Source organism: Herbaspirillum seropedicae (genome assembly GCF_001040945.1).
Classification (GTDB): Bacteria; Pseudomonadota; Gammaproteobacteria; order Burkholderiales; family Burkholderiaceae_D; genus Herbaspirillum; species Herbaspirillum seropedicae.
Genome location: NZ_CP011930.1, coordinates 2,378,662 through 2,396,611, shown reverse-complemented (window position 1 = coordinate 2,396,611; position 17,950 = coordinate 2,378,662). Strand labels below are relative to the sequence as shown.

Annotated in this window: 17 protein-coding genes; 9 read left to right on the top strand and 8 right to left on the bottom strand. The window is 63.2% G+C overall.

Going from position 1 to position 17,950, the window contains the following annotated elements; translation table 11 throughout:
- Positions 1-38 precede the first annotated feature (38 nt).
- From gmk to ACP92_RS10600, 3 genes are read left to right on the top strand one after another with little or no spacing between them, the layout of a single operon-like run.
- Complete coding sequence (gene gmk, locus ACP92_RS10610) at positions 39-677, top strand: guanylate kinase (RefSeq protein ID WP_013234111.1); 639 nt, start codon at positions 39-41, stop codon at positions 675-677.
- Positions 678-736: 59 nt separating this feature from the next.
- On the top strand, positions 737-940 hold the full coding sequence (gene rpoZ, locus ACP92_RS10605; RefSeq protein WP_008112385.1) for a DNA-directed RNA polymerase subunit omega: 204 nt from the start codon (positions 737-739) through the stop codon (positions 938-940).
- 35 nt (positions 941-975) lie between these two features.
- Positions 976-3,237, top strand: coding sequence for a RelA/SpoT family protein (locus tag ACP92_RS10600; RefSeq protein WP_013234110.1), 2,262 nt, complete (start codon positions 976-978; stop codon positions 3,235-3,237).
- A gap of 109 nt (positions 3,238-3,346) precedes the next feature.
- Here the strand turns inward: ACP92_RS10600 and ACP92_RS10595 are convergent, their stop codons facing one another.
- Positions 3,347-4,321, bottom strand: a complete 975-nt coding sequence (locus ACP92_RS10595) for a LysR family transcriptional regulator (RefSeq protein WP_013234109.1) — start codon at positions 4,319-4,321, stop codon at positions 3,347-3,349.
- 200 nt (positions 4,322-4,521) lie between these two features.
- Between ACP92_RS10595 and ACP92_RS10590 the strand changes: the two genes are divergently transcribed.
- Positions 4,522-5,130, top strand: coding sequence for an FMN-dependent NADH-azoreductase (locus ACP92_RS10590; protein WP_013234108.1), 609 nt, complete (start codon positions 4,522-4,524; stop codon positions 5,128-5,130).
- Positions 5,131-5,231: 101 nt separating this feature from the next.
- On the opposite strand, the gene ACP92_RS10585 is transcribed toward ACP92_RS10590, so the two are convergent.
- The gene (locus ACP92_RS10585) at positions 5,232-6,572 is read right to left on the bottom strand and encodes a DUF3422 family protein (RefSeq protein WP_013234107.1); all 1,341 of its coding nucleotides are present in this window, start codon (positions 6,570-6,572) and stop codon (positions 5,232-5,234) included.
- A 124-nt stretch (positions 6,573-6,696) separates the two neighbouring features.
- On the bottom strand, positions 6,697-7,254 hold the full coding sequence (gene greB / locus ACP92_RS10580; protein WP_013234106.1) for a transcription elongation factor GreB: 558 nt from the start codon (positions 7,252-7,254) through the stop codon (positions 6,697-6,699).
- Between the two features lie 216 nt (positions 7,255-7,470).
- On the opposite strand from greB, the gene ACP92_RS10575 reads away from it, so the two are divergent.
- Both ACP92_RS10575 and ACP92_RS10570 read left to right on the top strand, forming a co-directional pair.
- Positions 7,471-8,358, top strand: coding sequence for a methylglyoxal synthase (locus tag ACP92_RS10575; RefSeq protein WP_013234105.1), 888 nt, complete (start codon positions 7,471-7,473; stop codon positions 8,356-8,358).
- A 7-nt stretch (positions 8,359-8,365) separates the two neighbouring features.
- Positions 8,366-8,968: a hypothetical protein gene (locus tag ACP92_RS10570; protein ID WP_013234104.1), complete on the top strand. Its 603-nt coding sequence runs from the start codon at positions 8,366-8,368 to the stop codon at positions 8,966-8,968.
- Between the two features lie 89 nt (positions 8,969-9,057).
- On the opposite strand, the gene ACP92_RS10565 is transcribed toward ACP92_RS10570, so the two are convergent.
- From ACP92_RS10565 to ACP92_RS10550, 4 genes are all read right to left on the bottom strand, one after another.
- Positions 9,058-10,404, bottom strand: a complete 1,347-nt coding sequence (locus ACP92_RS10565) for an EAL and HDOD domain-containing protein (protein ID WP_013234103.1) — start codon at positions 10,402-10,404, stop codon at positions 9,058-9,060.
- 151 nt (positions 10,405-10,555) lie between these two features.
- A complete protein-coding gene (locus ACP92_RS10560) occupies positions 10,556-11,443 on the bottom strand; it encodes a 23S rRNA (adenine(2030)-N(6))-methyltransferase RlmJ (RefSeq protein WP_013234102.1) in 888 nt (295 codons plus the stop codon).
- A 241-nt stretch (positions 11,444-11,684) separates the two neighbouring features.
- Positions 11,685-13,421 (bottom strand): ClcB-like voltage-gated chloride channel protein, encoded by a 1,737-nt coding sequence (locus ACP92_RS10555; RefSeq protein ID WP_041310615.1) that lies wholly within the window; start codon positions 13,419-13,421, stop codon positions 11,685-11,687.
- Positions 13,414-13,785 carry a winged helix-turn-helix domain-containing protein gene (locus ACP92_RS10550; RefSeq protein ID WP_013234100.1) on the bottom strand — a complete coding sequence of 124 codons (372 nt, stop codon included), beginning with the start codon at positions 13,783-13,785 and terminating at the stop codon, positions 13,414-13,416. Before ACP92_RS10550 ends, ACP92_RS10555 begins: the two co-directional genes overlap by 8 nt.
- A gap of 154 nt (positions 13,786-13,939) precedes the next feature.
- Here ACP92_RS10550 and modA point away from each other — a divergent pair, with 154 nt between their 5' ends.
- From modA to ACP92_RS10535, 3 genes are read left to right on the top strand one after another with little or no spacing between them, the layout of a single operon-like run.
- The gene (gene modA / locus ACP92_RS10545) at positions 13,940-14,710 is read left to right on the top strand and encodes a molybdate ABC transporter substrate-binding protein (protein WP_013234099.1); all 771 of its coding nucleotides are present in this window, start codon (positions 13,940-13,942) and stop codon (positions 14,708-14,710) included.
- 21 nt (positions 14,711-14,731) lie between these two features.
- Positions 14,732-15,406 (top strand): molybdate ABC transporter permease subunit, encoded by a 675-nt coding sequence (gene modB / locus ACP92_RS10540; RefSeq protein WP_013234098.1) that lies wholly within the window; start codon positions 14,732-14,734, stop codon positions 15,404-15,406.
- A 24-nt stretch (positions 15,407-15,430) separates the two neighbouring features.
- Positions 15,431-16,099: an ABC transporter ATP-binding protein gene (locus tag ACP92_RS10535; RefSeq protein ID WP_013234097.1), complete on the top strand. Its 669-nt coding sequence runs from the start codon at positions 15,431-15,433 to the stop codon at positions 16,097-16,099.
- Between the two features lie 150 nt (positions 16,100-16,249).
- Here ACP92_RS10535 and aceA read toward each other — a convergent pair whose 3' ends face one another.
- Positions 16,250-17,554, bottom strand: coding sequence for an isocitrate lyase (gene aceA, locus ACP92_RS10530; protein WP_013234096.1), 1,305 nt, complete (start codon positions 17,552-17,554; stop codon positions 16,250-16,252).
- Positions 17,555-17,950 lie beyond the last annotated feature (396 nt).

Here is a 17,950-nt window from a genome sequence, read left to right as displayed (position 1 = left end):
ACAACATTAGCCAAAAGACATTTTTCAGCGAGGACATCATGCCCGTCCAAAAACCCACTTCCGGCAGCCTCTTCATGGTGGTCGCCCCCTCCGGCGCCGGCAAATCGACCCTGGTCAACGCCCTGCTCAAGCAGGAGCCGGCCATCAAGCTGTCGATCTCCTTCACCACCCGCGCACCGCGTCCGGGCGAAGAACATGGCCGTGAATACTATTTCACTGATCCGGAAGATTTCCTGAAGCGCCAGGCTGAAGGCGAATTCCTCGAATGGGCCGAAGTCCATGGCAACTACTACGGCACGTCGCGTCTGATGATCGCCGACCAGATCGCCAACGGCACCGATGTGCTGCTGGAAATCGACTGGCAAGGCGCGCAGCAGGTCAAGAAGCAGTTTCCCAACGCCATCGGCATCTTCATCCTGCCGCCCTCCATTGCCGCCCTGGAAGAGCGTCTGAAAAAGCGCGGCCAGGACGAGCCGCACGTCATCACCCGCCGCATCCTGGCCGCGGGCGGCGAAATCGCGCACTCTCCGGAGTTCGAATATGTTATTATCAATCAAGAGTTTGCCGTCGCTTTATCGGAGCTGACGGCCATTGTCCAGGCAGCCCGCTGCCGATTCCCGCAACAAGCCGCCCGCAACGCCTACCTGTTCACCCAGTTGGGCATCCACGCGAGCTGAGCCTGCCAGGGCGCCGGACCGATCCAACCACACGCAAGACCGTCATTCAGGAGTTACTCATGGCCCGCATCACCATCGAAGATTGCCTCAAGCAGATCCCCAACCGTTTCCAGTTGACCCTGTCGGCCACCTACCGCGCCCGCCAGCTGCTGCAAGGCCATACTCCCAAGGTCGACGCCAAGGACAAGCCCACCGTGACCGCCCTGCGCGAAATCGCCGCTGGCAAGGTCGGCGTGGAAATGCTGAAGAAGGTTCCGGCCTGATCCTGGCTCGTCCATGAAGCTGATAACGGACAAGTATGAGCCTGACCACTACCGACTCCACCTTATCAGCCACACCTAGCCCCAAACGTGCCGCCGGTTCCGGCCGCACCGCAGCTCCCACCGAAGTCGCCCCGGCCGCCCACAGCGGCGTGGCGACTTTCGCGCATCTGATCCCCAAGCTCGAAGAATATCTGACCCCTTCCGAACTGAAGAAGGTCAAGGAAGCCTATCGCTTCGCCGACGAGATGCACCTGGGCCAGATGCGCAAGTCCGGCGAACCCTACATCTCGCACCCGCTGGCGGTGGCCGAGATCTGCGCCGAGTGGAAGCTGGACGCCCAGGCCATGATGGCCGCCTTCCTGCACGATGTGATGGAAGACCAGGGCGTCAAGAAGGAAGAGCTGATCGAACGCTTCGGCGCCTCCGTGGCGTCGCTGGTGGATGGCCTGTCCAAGCTGGACAAGATCGAATTCCAGAGCCAGGTCGAGGCGCAGGCAGAGAATTTCCGCAAGATGCTGCTGGCCATGGCCCGCGATGTGCGGGTGATCCTGGTCAAGCTGGCCGACCGCCTGCACAACATGCGCACGCTGGGCTCCATGCCGCCCGAGAAGAAGCGCCGCATCTCGCGCGAGACCATGGAAGTCTATGTGCCCATCGCGCACCGCCTGGGCCTGAACAACATCTATCGCGAATTGCAGGAGCTGTCCTTCGCGCACCTGCATCCGCTGCGCCACCGCACCCTCTCCAAGGCCGTGAAAGCGGCACGCGGCAACCGCCGCGAAGTGGTGACCAAGATCATGGAATCGGTCACCAGCACCTTGATCGCCGCCGGCATCCCGGCCCAGGTCGATGGCCGCGAAAAGACCCTCTACGGTATCTATCGCAAGATGCGCAACAAGCACCTGAGCTTCTCGCAGGTGCTGGATGTGTATGGCTTCCGCGTGGTGGTGGACAGCTTCGCCAACTGCTATGTGGCGCTGGGCACCCTGCATTCGCTGTTCAAGCCCATGCCGGGCAAGTTCAAGGACTACATCGCCATCCCCAAGCTCAATGGGTACCAGTCGCTGCACACCACCTTGATCGGCCCCTATGGCACGCCGGTGGAATTCCAGATCCGCACCAGCGAAATGCATCGCGTGGCCGAGTCGGGCGTGGCCGCACACTGGCTGTACAAGGATGACGAAGGCAGCCTGACCGACCTGCAGCAGCGTACCCATGCCTGGCTGCAGTCGCTTCTGGACATCCAGAAACAGACCGGCGATTCGGCCGAGTTCCTGGAGCACGTCAAGGTCGACCTGTTCCCCGACTCGGTCTACGTCTTCACGCCCAAGTCCAAGATCATCGCCCTGCCCCGTGGCGCGACGGCGCTCGATTTCGCCTACAGCATCCACACCGACATCGGCGACCAGACCACCTCGGCCATCATCAACCACGAGCCCGCCCCCCTGCGCGCCGAGCTGCACAACGGCGACATCGTCGAGATCATCACCTCGCCGACCTCGCGCCCCAGCCCCAACTGGCTGGGCTATGTGCGCACCGGCAAGGCGCGCTCGGCGATCCGCCATCGCCTGCGCACCGCCAACCAGGTCGAGTCGCAGGCCGTGGGTCGTCGTCTCCTGGGCAATGCGCTGCATACCCTGGGCATCGAACCGGAACTGCCGTCCCATATCGTCGAGCGCCTGCTCAACGAATCCAGCGCCAAGACCATGGATGACCTGTATGCCGAGATCGGCATCGGCACCCGCATGGCCCCGCTGGTGGCGCGCCACATCATGACCATGATGGACACCGGCGTGAGCGTGCCGCAGCTCGATCCGGAAGGCCACATGCTGCCCAACAAGCCCGACCCGGTGGTCATCACCGGCAGCGAAGGGGCGTCGGCGCAGTTGTCCTCCTGTTGCATGCCCATTCCTGGCGACCGCCTGACCGGCTATCTCAAGGCCGACCAGACCCTGATCGTCCACACTCAGGAGTGCGACACCGCCAAGCGCCTGCACGAGAAGGAGCCCGACCGCTGGATCGAACTGGTCTGGGGGCAGGACCTGAACCGCCGCTTCGACTGCCGCATCACCATCCTGATCCACAATGAACGCGGTACGCTGGCGCGCATTGCGGCCGAGATCGGCGAATCGGACGCCAACATCGTCTCGGTGGCCATGGACGACGAAGGCGGCAATGCCTCGATGAAGTACCTGCGCTTCACCATCCAGGTCGAAGACCGGGTCCACCTGGCGCGCACCATGCGGGGCATACGGCGTATCGACAGCGTGGCGCGTATCCTGCGTGAACGCGGCTGAATGCTGATCGCGGGAAGCTGGCCGATCCTTCCGGAATGACAAACGCCCGCAATTGCGGGCGTTTGTCCAACTACGGGCCGGCCGGTGCAACGGCGGCCGGGATCAGTACTCAGGCGAAGGCTTTTTCGCTTGACGATACTACCAGCCCGGATTCCCCCTCCAGATGCTTCTCGCAAGCCTGCGCCCCCTTGTCTGCAATCCCCCGCTCCAGCTTGTCGGCAAAGAATTCGATCAAGGCGCTCACCGCGCTGGGCAGCTGGCGGCGGTGCACATAGACCGCATAGAAGCCCATGGTGTCGCGCTGGTAATCGGGCAGGATGTTGACCAGGGTGCCATTGCGCAGGTCTTCCGAGGCCAGCATGGTCGGCAGCAGCGCAATCCCCAGTCCGGCCCGGGCCGCCCGCAACTGGCCCTGGGCAGTATTGACGCACAGGCGCGGCGTGACCTTGACGCTTTCCGGACCGTGCGGACCTTCCAGCTTCCACACCGTATGCTGGGGCGCCTGCGAGGTGGCCAGGCAGGCATGGGCCGTGAGGTCGGTCAGGCTCTGCGGGGTTCCCTGGCGCTCCAGGTAGCGCGGACTGGCGATCAGGGCCAGGTGGCTTTGCACCAGCTTCCTGGCCACCAGGCTGGAATCGGGCAGCACACCGCCGCGAAACGCCAGATCGATACCTTCGGCGATCAGGTCGGCGCGGCCATCGTTGAGCACGAACTCCAGTTGCACCTTGGGATAGAGATGCATGAATTCATGCATCCACTCGATGGAGAAATTGTCGAAAAAGTCCACCGGCGCGGCCACCCGCAGACTGCCGGCGGGTTCGCCCTGGCTTTCGGTGAGGCTGGCGCTGGCGTGTTCGATATCTTCCAGCCCCGGGGCGCAACGCTCGAAGAATTCGCGCCCGGCGGCGGTCATGTTGAGCTGGCGCGTGGAGCGCTGCAACAGGCGCACACCCATGGCCGCCTCCAGCGATTGCAGGCGGCGGCTGATGGTATTGGGCGGCATCGACAGCCTGCGCCCCGCCGCGGCAAAGCTGCCGGCGCGCACCACATGAACGAAAAGCCAGATATCGTTGAGGTCAAGCATGGGTCGATTCTTCCGATTGTTCCGATTTTTCTAATTACTTCCAAAAATGGACTGGTGAAATGCGATTCTCGCATCTATTGGAAGAAATGAAAACTAGGTATTGTTCGTATCAATGCAGACGTTCTCAGCGCTTCAGATTTCACCTCCCAAAGCTGACGCCCAATGAGCACGCTGCCCCTCGGACAATTGAAAGGATCACCATGAGCACCCTCCTGCATATCGACTCCAGCGCCCGCAGCGGCGGTTCCATCTCGCGCCAGCTGACCGCTTCCTTCGTCAGCCAGTGGCAAGCCAAGAACCCGGGTGGCAAGGTGGTGCATCGCGACCTCGCCGCCAACGCCCTGCCGCACCTGAGCGAATCCATGCTGGGCGCCTACTTCACCCCGGCCGACGCCCGCAGCGCTGAGCAGGCTGAAGTGATCAAGCAATCCGACGCCCTGGTGGACGAACTGCTGGCCGCCGACACCATCGTCATCGGCGTGCCGATGTACAACTTCGCGCCGCCCTCCACTCTGAAGGCCTGGATCGATCACGTCTTCCGCGCCGGCCGCACCTTCAAGTACACCGAGACCGGCCCCGTCGGCCTGGTGACCGGCAAGAAGGCCGTCATCATCCTCTCGCGCGGCGGCATGTATTCCGAAGGCCCGATGGAAGCGCTGGACTTCCAGGGCAAGTACCTCAAGAGCGCCCTGGGCTTCATCGGCATCACCGATGTCGAACTGGTGGTGGCCGAAGGCGTGTCCATGGGCGAGGAAGCCGCCAAGCAGGCCGTGGCCAGCGCCGAAGCCAAGATCAACGCCAGCGTCTGATCACGGCGGCGTCAAGCATTCGACATCAAGCCTTAACCATGACGGGGTGCGCCGGCAAGAGCGGCGCACCCCGTTGTGCGTTAACGATGACGGATGCCGGATCAGTGGTTGCCCAGCCCCTTGTGCATGCGGCGCAGGCCCAGCCAGACGCAGGCCGCCACCACCGGCACCACCAGGCCAGTGGCCAGGTCGGGATTGATGGGCAGGCCCGCCGCCTTGGCGGCCTTGCCGGCATAGCCGATCAACCCGATCACGTAGTAGGAGATGGCTGCCACCGACAAGCCCTCCACTGCCTGCTGCAGCTTGAGCTGCTGGGCGGCGCGGGCGTTCATCGACTCCAGGATCTGGCGGTTCTGCTGCTCCTGCACGATGCCGATGCGGGTGCGCAGCAGATCGTTGGTATGGGCGATGCGTTCGGCCAGTGCTTCCTGGCGCCGGGCGATGGCCTGGCAGGTGTTCATCGCTGGGGCCAGGCGGCGTTCCATGAACTCGCCGATGGTCGGCACACCCTCGATGCGCTGCTCGCGCAACTCCTCGATACGCGCCTGCACCAAGCGGAAATAGGCTTGCGAGGCCGAGAACCGGTAACTGTTCTCCAGTGACAGCTTCTCGATGCGGGCGGCCAGCCCGGTGATCTTGCGCAGCACCCGCTCGTCTTCAGCCTGCTCTTCCGGGGTGCCGCCGGTGGATTGCTCGGACTGCACCATGGCCGCCGTCAGCGCCGCCAGATCGCCTTCGATCTCATTGAGCAGCGGGCCGGATTGCTGGGCATGGGGCAGGCCCAGCAGCGCCATCATGCGGTAGGTCTCGATCTCCAGGATGCGCTGCGCCAGCCGGCCGCCCTGCAGTTCACGCAGGCCGATGTCGCGCACGATGAAGCGCGAGAAACCGTCCGACTGGATCTTGAAATCAGTCCAGATCTCGCCGCCCTGCAAGACCTTGCTCGAACTCATCAGCTTGCCTTCGAAGATGCGCTGCATCTGGCGCGCCGTGTCGGCTGGATCGTCGTCGCCGGGCTCCACCACCACGTGCGCGGCCACCATCAGCTTGCCCTTGAGCGAGATCAGCCATTGCTGCGGAATATGCGCCAGCGGCGCGCGGGCAAAGGCATCGTCGGTCGAGATGGCTTCCTCATGCGCCTGGGCGAAGGTGTAGGTGGCGAACTCGGTATGGCACTCCCACTTCAGCCGGAAGCGGCCGAAGTCGTGATAGAAGTGCTTGGCCTCGCCACCCGGCGCTACCACGCCGAAATGGGCGCACAGGTCGTCCAGCAAGGCGTGCTGGGCGCTGGCGTGGCGGCTGCCGTTGCCATCTTCGCGGACGTAGACGGCCAGGTGCGTGAGCGTCTCCGAGCGCGTGAGCTGGAGGAAGGGGCGCGAATGCACCTCGGCCGCCAGGACAACGCGCTGCGGATGGTTCAGGCTGGCAAAAACGATGGACATGGGACTTTCTCGTGGAGGATGGGAATACGGTCTTGCACCGGGACGCAGCACTCTTGACGGCGCCGGCGTCCATGACAGGCCCGCATGCGAAATGCATGCCGGCCGGGGTAAAAAAAGCAGAGGCCTACTGCGGCGCTGGATAGCTCACTTCAAGAATGGTCAGCTGTTCCAGCCCGGCCGGCGTCTGCAGCACGACTTCGTCGCCCTCGCGCGCCTTGGTCAGCGCCCGCGCCACCGGTGAAATCCAGCTGATGCGGCCCTTGAGCGGGTCGAGCTCATCGATGCCGACGATGGTCACGGTATGGGCTTCACCGCGCTGGTTCTCATAGGTGACGGTCGCACCGAAAAAGATCTGGTCGCTGCCGTGATGCACCGAAGGATCGACCACCTCCGCATTGTCCAGACGCTTGGTCAGGAAGCGGATACGCCGGTCGATCTCGCGCAGGCGCTTCTTGCCGTAGAGATAGTCGCCGTTCTCGGAACGATCGCCGTTGGAGGCTGCCCAGGACACCACCCGCACCACTTCCGGACGCTCTTCATCGATCAGGTGCAAGAGTTCATCCTTGATGCGCTGGTGGCCCTGCGGGGTCATGTAGTTCTTGCTGCCGGCGGGGACGGAGGGCAGCGCGATGTCCTCATCGTCATCGTCGCCGTCGGATTCTTTGACAAAAGCCTTGTTCATGCTGGATACGGTCCGGTGTGCTGGCCGCCGTGCGGCCTGTTGCGTGGTCGCCCTATTGTAGCTGCATGCAGGGCGCTGCAACGGTACAGTTGCGGCGATTAATGGCGGCGCTGCTGTGCTGGCGATCAAGGCTCGCCCTTTGCCGCGCACTCGGCGATAATCTGCTTTCCCGCCTGCGCGCAGGCTTGATCACCACCACGCACCCACGACACGCCCATGTCTTCCATCGCTCCCCGCTACCGCATCGGTCTCATCGCCAACCGCGCCCACCAGGACGCGCCCGACTCCGCCCTGGTCCAGCTGCTGACCGGCTCGCGGCATCGCATCGAAAGCCTGCAACCTGAACTGATCGTGGTCGGCCGTACACTCGACGCCATCGGCCAGATGAACCTGCTGCCGGGCTATGAGCATCTGGTGCGCTTTCCCTATGGCCGGCACGGCGGGCTGATGAAGCTGGTCTCGCGCACCGTGGACGAAGATCCCGAGCGGACCCTGGATGCGGTGATCTACCTGATCGATCCGGTCGATCCCTCTTCCACCTTCCCGGAAGCAGTGGCGCTCAAGCGCCAGTGCGTCATCCATGGCAAGCCCTTCCTGTCGACCCTGGCCGGCGCCCAGGAGTGGTTCGAACTGGAAGCCCTGGCCAATGGCGCGGCGCCCGATGCATCGCTGGATGACCGTTTCCGGCTGGGCCAGGAAGGCATCGCCCTGATCGCCCACGACGCCATGAAGTCACGCATGCTGGAGCTGGCCGAAAAACACTTCGCCGTGCTGGACCAGTTCGCCTTCCGCTGCGCCACCGGCACCACTGGCGGCCTGCTCAACCAGTTGGCCATGAAGATCAAGGGCGAGGCTGGCCGCCACTGGGTCAAGCCCTTCCTCTCCGGCCCTTTGGGCGGCGACGCGCAGATTGCCGAACTGATCCTGGAACAGCAGTGCCGCCGCGTGCTGTTCCTGGAAGACCCGCACGTGGCGCGCCAGCACGAAGCCGACATCCAGCTGCTGGAGCGCGCTGCGCGCACGGTCACGGCTTACGCTTCCTGCATGAGTGACGTCAAATGGGGCGATCGCTGGCTCACGCTGATCGGTCAGCGCGCCCAGTGACGCCCGGATGAGTTCACCTTCTCCTGCCCCACGCCGTCCGCGCTATTGGCGTCGCCGCCTGCTGGCGCCGCTGATCTACACGGCGGCGCTCCTGCTGATGCTGGAAGAATGGCTCTGGGACGCCAGCCAGGCCGTGCTGGCGCGCATTCCCGCCTGGCCCCTGCTGGTGCGTCTGCAACGCTGGGTGGAGCGGCTCTCGCCCTATGCGGCGCTGCTGATCTTCCTGGCCCCCACCCTGCTGCTGTTACCGGTGAAGATCCTGGCCCTGCTGTCGATCACCCACGGCCATCCCACGCTGGGGCTATGCATCGTGCTCATCGCCAAGGTGCTGGGCACCGCACTGGTGGCGCGCATCTATGCGCTGACCCGGCGCAGCCTGCTGTCGCTGGCCTGGTTCCAGCGCTATCACGACAAGCTGATGGAAATCAAAGCCCGGCTGTTGGCCCAACTGCATGCCAGCGCCGGTTGGCGGCAGTTGCAACGGCTGCGGCAGTCGCTGCGCGAAGGCATGCTGAGACTGCGTTTGCGCCTGGCGGCCACGCCCTCCTCGCCCTTGGCGCGCATACTGCGGTTGGTGCGGCGGCTGGTCGCGCGCATGCGCAGGCGCTGACGAAGTGGATGCTGCACGCCCATGAAAAAAAGCTGCCCTTGGAGGCAGCTTTTTTTCATGGGCAATCGACCTGAACGAGGTTCTCACTCTCAATCATCGTCGTCATCATCGATGAAGCCCTCGGGCGGGGGCGACATGTGCATGCTCGCCTGCGCGCCGATGTTGTTGTTGGAGATGCTGTTGCCCCACTCGAAGGCATGTTTCTCGGCTTCGAAGAAGTCATCCGCCGATAGCTGCAGTTCATCGAGCAGGCGCTGCATCTCGGCCTGGTCCTGGTCGCGCTGCTCGGTACACTCGACCAGCCGCAAGGCCACGCCGTAGAAGCCGGTGCGGCGCAGCAGCGCCTCGCGGATCTCGGTGCTCACCGTGATCTGGCGCAGCACCGTTTCCATGCTCATCCCGAAGAGCGCATCGACCAGCGACATGATGCCCACCGTGAAGGCCATCTCCGACATCTTGCGGCGACCCGGCCGGATCCTGGTGGTGATCAGCTCCAGCATCTTGCCGCGCGTGGCCGCCAGGATCATCAAGGGCGACATCGTATGCGCCTGCTCCTTGTCGGTATTGGCAAACAGCAGGATCTGCAGCCAGCGCTTCAACTGTCGCCGGCCCAGCACGATCAGGGCCTGGCCCAGCGAATCGATGAACTTCTGGAAACCGTAGACCGGGGTATTGACCAGGCGCAGCAAGGTCAGGCTCAGCGCCACGTCGCGCTTGATGAAGCGCACGATCTCGCCGTTGTCCACATTGCGCACCAGCAGGGTGAGCAGGTGCATGATGACCATCTTGGACGCTTCCAGCTTCTTGCCCTGGAGGATCATCGGTTTGGCGAAGTAATAGCCCTGGAAATAGTCGAAACCGAAGGTGACGCAGTCATTGAACTGTTGCAGGGTCTCGACCTTCTCGGCCAGCAATTCCTTCTGTGCGCGCTTGAAATGCACCGACAGCTTGAGCAGCTTGCTGGGATCGACTTCCATCACGTCGATCTTGATGATCTTCACCAGCGGCAGCAGCTCTTCGATCTCCTGCGACTCGGCCACCACATCATCCAGCGCGAACACGTAGCCTGCCTTGACCAGCTCGCGCACGCGCACCACCAGCTCGGGGGTGACGCGGACGGTTTCCAGGATTTCCAGCACCACCTTGTCGTTGGGCAGGAAATAGATGAAATCGCTCATCAGCACGGCCGCATCGACATTGATGAAGCCCTGCAGATTGCCGATCACATTGGACAAGCCCAATTCCGAGGCGTGGGCAATGACGGCGGCCGTAGCCGTCACGTCATCCTTCACATTGGCCGGCCCGAACGCGGCGCTGCGAAACAGCAGTTCGTAGCCGATCAGGTGCTGCTCACGGCTGAGAATGGGCTGGCGCGCCAGGTAGAAATCGAGCGCTTGATGAGTCGAGGTGGATTGGTCGGATGACTGATCAGACATAGTTGTTGTTTTAGCTACCTCAAGCGTTGCGTTAAATGTTGCCTCAAGGAAAGCACGCTATTGTATGCCGACTTGGCATGACTTTGCCAGGAAACGACAGCGGCCGGACTCAAAAATTCACAAATAATCACAACGGAGGCGTTATTTTCCATTACGTCTCACCCGATTCCAGGACGAATTCGGCGCTGTCATCCACCCCCAGCACATCGACCAGGTAAGGCATCAGCTCGCGCAGCATCGGCTCCAGCGTCCACGGCGGATTGAGGATGAACATGCCGCTATTGTGCAGTCCGAACCCATCCGGCGCCGGGCCATGGATGGCCAGCGAGACATTGAGCCAGCTCTTGGCGCCCAGGCGCTTGAGACGCTCGGGCAACTGGCGCGATTCATTGCGTTGCAGGGCGGGATACCACACTGCGTACATGCCGGTCGGGAAGCGCGTGAGCGCATCGGCCAGCACCTGTGCGACATGGGTATAGTCGCGCTTGTCTTCGTAAGGCGGATCGATCAGCACCAGCGCCCGCCGCGACGGCGGCGGCAGCAGCGCCTTGAGCCCCTGGAAGCCATCGCCGCGATGGACCATCACGCGCTTGCCGCGCGCAGCCGGGCGCTGGCCCTGGGCCGCCGCGTGGGCCTCGAGCTTGCGGAAGTTTTCTTCCAGCACCTTCACTTCGGTGGGATGCAATTCGAACAGGCGCAGGCGATCCTGCTCGCGCATGACCTTTTCGGCACAGTAGGGCGAGCCGGGGTAATAACGCATCTTGCCGCTGGGATTGAGCGACCTGACCAGGTCCACGTATTCCTTCAGGGCCGGCGGCAGGTCCTTGCGGTCCCACAGCTTGGCGATGCCGGTGTCGTATTCGGCGTTCTTGCTGGCGTAGTCCCCATCGAGCGCATAGACGCCGGCGCCGGCATGGGTGTCGATGACCATGTAGGCAGTGTCTTTCTGCCCGAGATAGCGCATCAACTGGATGATCACCATATGCTTCAGGACATCGGCATGATTGCCGGCATGAAAAGCGTGGCGATAACTCAGCATGGAAAATTCACTTCTAGGATGGGGTTGGAAATAGGATGACTGGACAAATCGACAACAGCGCAGACGCTCAGCATCGAAGAGATCATGACGTGTGACATTCTAACAAGGATACGTGAGCAGTTGTCGGACTAATCCGCCATTGTTACAAAGATACAGCGCTGTGTGCCCCATGGGCGCGGCTTGCATCGTGATCATGACTCATCCCCAGATGCGAGCCCGACGATGTCGCCCGGCTCGGCTTTCAGTTCCCGGCGCGATCCAGGCGGAAGTAGGCATCCAGCAGCGAGGTCTTGAACACCACTCCCAGCAGCTGAGGATCGTCCGCACTGGCAATCACTGGCAGACGTTCACCCTGATGGTCGAGGAACAATTGCAGCGCTTCGCCCAGCGACATGTCCGGCGTCACCTCGTGCAGGAAATGCGGCCGCAGGAAATCGCGAGCCACCCGCCCTGCTGCTTCCTTCTTGTCCAGCAGCCAGGAAGTGATGTCCTGCAGCGCCACCACGCCCAGATAACGCTGGCGCCCGTCCACGATGTAGACATACTTGACCGGATACTTGAGGAACAGCGCACTGATCTCTTCCAGGCTGGCCTCTTCATGCAAGACCGTCTCGGCGGGCCGGATCAGCTCGCTCATGTGGGTGCCGCGCAAGCGCAGGCGCTCTTCGTTGTCGCGGTGGCGCTTCAAGGTGATCTCGTACATGGAGCGGCCGTCCACGCTGCGCGCCACCACATAGGCGACCACGCAGGACAGCATCAGGGGCAACACCACCTGGTAGCTCAGGGTCATCTCGAAGATCATCAGGATGGCCATCAAGGGCGCATAGGAGGCGGCCGCCAGGAAGGCGCCCATGCCCACCATGGCATAGGCGAAGGGTTGCGAGATGTGCACCGGCAGCAAGGCCTGGGCGGCGTCCCCGAACAGATAGCCCACTGCCGCGCCGACGAACAGCGTCGGAGTGAAGATACCGCCCACCGCCCCGGAACCTACGGTGATGGAGGTCGCCAGCACTTTCACCACCAGCACCATCAGCACCGCCTGCCAGACCCAGCTGGTATGCAGCAGCGAATTGACCAGGCTGTAGCCATTGCCCCAGACCTCCGGGACCTGCACCGAGATCAGGCCGACCAGCAGGCCGCCCACACCCAGGCGCACCGGCAGCGGCAGGCGCAGCTTGCCGAAGCCGTGCTTGCCCAGTTCCAGCACGCGTAAAAACTGCGGCGCCAGCACACCGGCCAGCACCCCCAGCACCAGGAAAAGCATCACTTCCCAGCCACCGATCTCGGGGAAATACGGCATCTCATAGGCCGCGCGATAGCCCGGCAGCTCGCGCATGGTGATATTGGCCACCACCGAAGCCACCACCACCGGCCCGAAGCTTTCCATCACCAGCGAACCCAGCACGATCTCGGTGATGAAAAAGGCCCCGGCGATAGGCGCGTTGTAGGCCGAGGTAATGCCGGCTGCGGCTCCGCAGGCCACCAAGAGGCGCAAGCGGGAAGAAGGAAAGTGCGAGAACTTGCCCACCAGCGAGGCGCACAGTGCGGAGAGTTGCACCATCGGACCTTCGCGCCCGATGGAGCCGCCGGATGCAATCGAGGCCAGCGAAGAGATGCTGCGCAAGAGGGTGTTGCGCACCGGAATGGCGCCATCGCCGATGGCCACGGCTTCCATGTAGTCGCCGCCATTGCCGGCCGGGGTGCGCTTGGCCCAGACCAGGAACAGTCCCGCCACCACGCCGCCGCAGGTCGGCAGGAGCACGCGGGTATACCACGGCAGGCCCTTGGCGATATCGACGAAGCTGCCATCGTGACCCGTCATCCAGATCTGCAAGAGCGCGATGCATTCGCGGAAGGCGATCGTGGCCAGCGCGCCGACAAAGCCGGCCAGCGCGCCCCACAACAGCATGGAATGACTTTCCGAGACGCGGCAGGCGTTGAGCAGGCGCAGCCGGTATTTGATCCAGAACTCACGCATCGCCGTCGTCCGGCTGGGGGGCGTTCATCAGCGTATGCAGGTGCCGCAAGTCGGCAGCGATGCTGGCGGCCGCCTTCTTCTGCATGCGCCGATAGCGTGTCAACACCTCCTGGCCCAGCGCCGTGACGGCCGCACCGCCCCCGCGCGAGCCGCCGGTGGCGGTGGTCACCAGCGGGCTGGCGAAACAGCGGTTCATCTCCTCGACCAGCAGCCAGGCGCGCCGATACGACATCTCCATCTCGCGCGCCGCGCCGGAAATCGATCCGGTCCGGCCGATGGCCTGCAAGAGATCGGCCTTGCCGGGGCCGAAGGCGATGGTCTCGCCCTGCATCACACGCACGCGTAAGGTCTTGGAATCATTCATGCGCGTGATTGTACAAGGGCGCCCCGGCAGCGGCCAGGGCGGCGCCAAGAATTGACGTTCGTTATATCCTTGCGTATATTTCGCCACACACCACCACACCACTACACGCCGCCACGCGCTGTTCGTGCTTGGCCTTTCCTGTCCAGGACGCCTGATGTCAACCAGATCCCGCCTCAACACCGCGCTTGGCGCAGCCTGCGCCGCTACCCTGATGCTGGCCGCTGGCGCCGCCCAGGCCGCCGATCTGGTGGTCTCGGCAGCGGCTAGCCTCACCAATGCCTTCAAGGAGCTGGCCCAGTCCTTCGAACAGCAGCATCCCGGTGTGAAGGTGGTGAGCAACTTCGGCGCCTCCGACATCCTGATGCGGCAGATCGTGCGCGGCGCGCCGGCCGATGTGTTCGCCTCGGCCGACCAGACCGCCATGGACAAGGCGGTGGCCGAAAAAGCCGTCGATCCGGCTACCCGCAAGAACTTCGCCGCCAACCAGATCGTGCTCATCGTGACGCAAGGCTCACGCCTTGCGCCCACATCGCTGGCCGACCTGACCCAGCCCGACTACAAGCGCATTGCGCTGGGCAATCCGGCCTCGGTTCCCTTCGGACGCTATACCAGGACGGCGCTGGAACAGGCCGGCCTGTGGTCCCAGGTGCAGGCCAAGGGCGTCATGGCCGAGAACGTGCGCACCAGCCTGGACTATGTGGCGCGCGGTGAGGCCGACGCCGGCTTCGTCTTCGCCACCGATGCGGCCATCATGCCGGAGAAGGTCAAGGTCGCCCTGCGCCTGCCCTCCGATCAGCCTGCCACCTACCCCATCGCCGTCACGGCGGGCAGCAGGCAGCCGGCCCTGGCCGCGCAATTCGTGGCCTACGTGCTCTCGCCGACCGGCCAGGCGGTGCTGGCGCGCTACGGCTTCCTCAAGCCCTGAACCGCGCCCGTGGGCTCAAGCATGCATCCCGTCTGGACTCCCCTGCTGCTATCACTGAAGGTCGCCGGCCTGGCCACGCTGCTCAACCTGGTGCTGGGCGTGGCGGCGGCCTATGGGCTATCACGCTGGCGCTCGGCGCTGCGTGACTTCATCGATTCGGTGCTGACCTTGCCGCTGGTGCTGCCGCCGACCGTGCTGGGCTATTACCTGCTGGTGCTGTTCGGCCGTCGCGGTGCGTTGGGCGCATGGCTGGAGCGCATGGGTATCGAACTGGTCTTCACCTGGCAAGGCGCGGTGCTGGCCTCCACCGTGGTGGCCTTTCCGCTGGTGCTCAAGTCGGCGCGGGCGGCCTTCGAGAGCGTGGATCACCAGATGGAAGATGCGGCGCGGGTACTGGGCGTATCGGAGGCCGGTGTCTTCTTCCGCGTCAGCCTGCCACTGGCCATGCGCGGCATCATGGCGGGCGTGCTGCTGGCCTTTGCCCGTGCGCTGGGCGAGTTCGGCGCGACGCTGATGGTGGCGGGCAACCTGCCGGGACGCACGCAGACCCTGTCAGTGGCCATCTATGAAGCGGTGCAGGCAGGTGACGATGGCTCCGCCACCCTGCTGGTGGTGATCACCTCGATCACCTGTATCGTGCTGCTGATGGTGGCCGGACGCCTGACCCCGGACCGGGCGCAGCAACAACTCCGCTAAATCGTTTATCTCATTGACCTGCCCGTGAGCCTCGACCTCCAGATCCAGAAACAGCTGCACGCCAGTGATCGCCGCTTCGCGCTTGACCTCAGCCTGGTCAGTGCGAGCCAGCGCATCGTACTCTACGGCCCCTCGGGCGCGGGCAAGAGCCTCACGCTCAAGGCCATCGCCGGGTTGATGCGGCCCGACAGCGGCCGTATCAGGCTCAATGGCCGCACCCTGTTCAACAGCAACGAGGGCATCGACCTGCCGGTGCAGGGGCGCAACGTCGCCTACCTGTTCCAGGACTACGCCCTCTTCCCGCATCTGTCGGTGGCGCAGAATATCGCCTTTGGCCTGGCGCGTGGCTGCTTCAACCTGCGCCGGCCGGCGCAGCATCCGGCGGTAGCAAAGTGGCTGCGCGCCTTCGAGCTGGACGACATCGCCCATAGCCGTCCAGCGCAGATTTCCGGCGGCCAGCGGCAGCGGGTTGCGCTGGCGCGGGCGCTGGTGGCCGAGCCTGACATCCTCTTGCTCGATGAGCCCTTCTCGGCGCTGGACCTGAGCTTGCGCGAACGCATGCGCGCTGAACTGGCCGAACTGCAGGCCCAGCTGCAAGTTCCCATGCTGCTCATCACCCATGACCCGGCCGACGTGGAAGCGCTCGGGCAGACTGTCTTCGAACTGCGCGACGGCCGCCTGCATCAGGGCTGATGCCTGACGCCGACCGACGAAAAAAAATGCCGCACTCTTGTGGAGTACGGCATCAAGTTCGGGGATCACCCCGCCGGCCCGCGCAAGGAAGCGGGCCGGCGTACATCACACACATTCACTCAAGACTCGGATCATCGCATCTTAGGTCAATCAGGCCGCCTTCTTGGCCTTGTCATCGAAGAACTGTTCATCCTCGGTCGAACCGTGCAGCGCCGTGGTCGAGGACTGGCCCTGCTGGATCGCCTGGGTCACGGCGTCGAAATAGCCGGTGCCCACTTCGCGCTGGTGCTTGACCGCCGTGAAGCCCTTGGTGGCGGCGGCGAATTCGGCTTCCTGCAGTTCCACGAAGGCCGACATCTGGTTGCGGGCATAGCCGTGGGCCAGGTTGAACATGGAATAGTTCAGCGCATGGAAGCCAGCCAGCGTGATGAACTGGAACTTGTAGCCCATGGCGCCCAGTTCACGCTGGAACTTGGCGATGGTGGCGTCGTCCAGGTTCTTCTTCCAGTTGAAGGACGGCGAGCAGTTGTAGGCCAAGAGCTTGCCCGGGAACTTGGCATGGATGGCTTCGGCGAAGGTCTTGGCGAAGGCCAGGTCGGGCTTGCCGGTTTCACACCAGACCATGTCCGCATACTCGGCATAGGCCAGGCCACGCGAAATCGCCTGGTCGATGCCCGGATGGGTCTTGAAGAAGCCTTCGACAGTGCGCTCGCCGGACAGGAAGGGCTTGTCGTTGGCATCCACGTCGGAGGTCAGCAGGTCGGCGGCCTCGGCGTCGGTACGGGCGATCACCAGGGTCTTGGTGCCCATGACGTCAGCGGCCAGGCGGGCGGCGTTGAGCTTCTCGACGGCTTCGCGGGTCGGCACCAGCACCTTGCCGCCCATGTGGCCACACTTCTTCACCGACGCCAGCTGGTCTTCGAAGTGCACGCCAGCGGCGCCGGCTTCGATCATCGACTTCATCAGTTCGAAGGCGTTGAGCACGCCGCCGAAACCGGCTTCGGCATCGGCCACGATAGGGGCGAAGAAGTCGATGTCATCCTTGCCTTCCGACCACTGGATCTGGTCAGCGCGGGCGAAGGTGTTGTTGATGCGCTTGACCACCATCGGCACCGAGTTGGCCGGGTACAGCGACTGGTCGGGATACATTTCACCGGCCAGGTTGGCGTCGCCCGCCACTTGCCAGCCGGACAGGTAGATGGCCTTCAGGCCAGCCTTGACCTGCTGCATGGCCTGGTTGCCGGTCAGTGCGCCCAGAGCGTTGACGAAGGGTTCGTTGTTGACCAGGTTCCAGAGCTTGTCGGCGCCGCGCTTGGCGATGGTGTGCTCGATCTGCAGCGAGCCGCGCAGGCGGACCACGTCGGCAGCGCTGTAGTTGCGCTTGATGCCCTTCCAGCGGGGGTTCTCTGCCCAGTCGCGTTCCAGGGCCTGGATTTGCTGTTCACGTGTGCTCATGTGGATCTCCTTTTTGCTCAATGATGAAGTGGCTTGAAAGTGGCTTGAAACCGGATGAAATCGTTGATTCCATGACTTCATAGTAGGCCTGCGGGAGCGGAGCAACAATGTCTTATATAAGATATCTGTAAAATTTTTATACGAATAAAATCAATACCTTACGTCTTCGTTTTTGCGATACGAAACAAAAATCCAGAGAATGAAAAAGGTTTTTGATGCAGCGCACTCGCCGTTTTCACATTGCGGAATGAAGATTTCGTATCGTAAAAATCAGCCCAGATGAAACCTCTTGCACGCCAGCCATTCATACTCACTCTGCCTGCGCGACGGCCATCGGGTTGTTTAAACACACAAGAAGGCAGAGAATAAGCGCCTAACTCATTTAACGGCGATCCA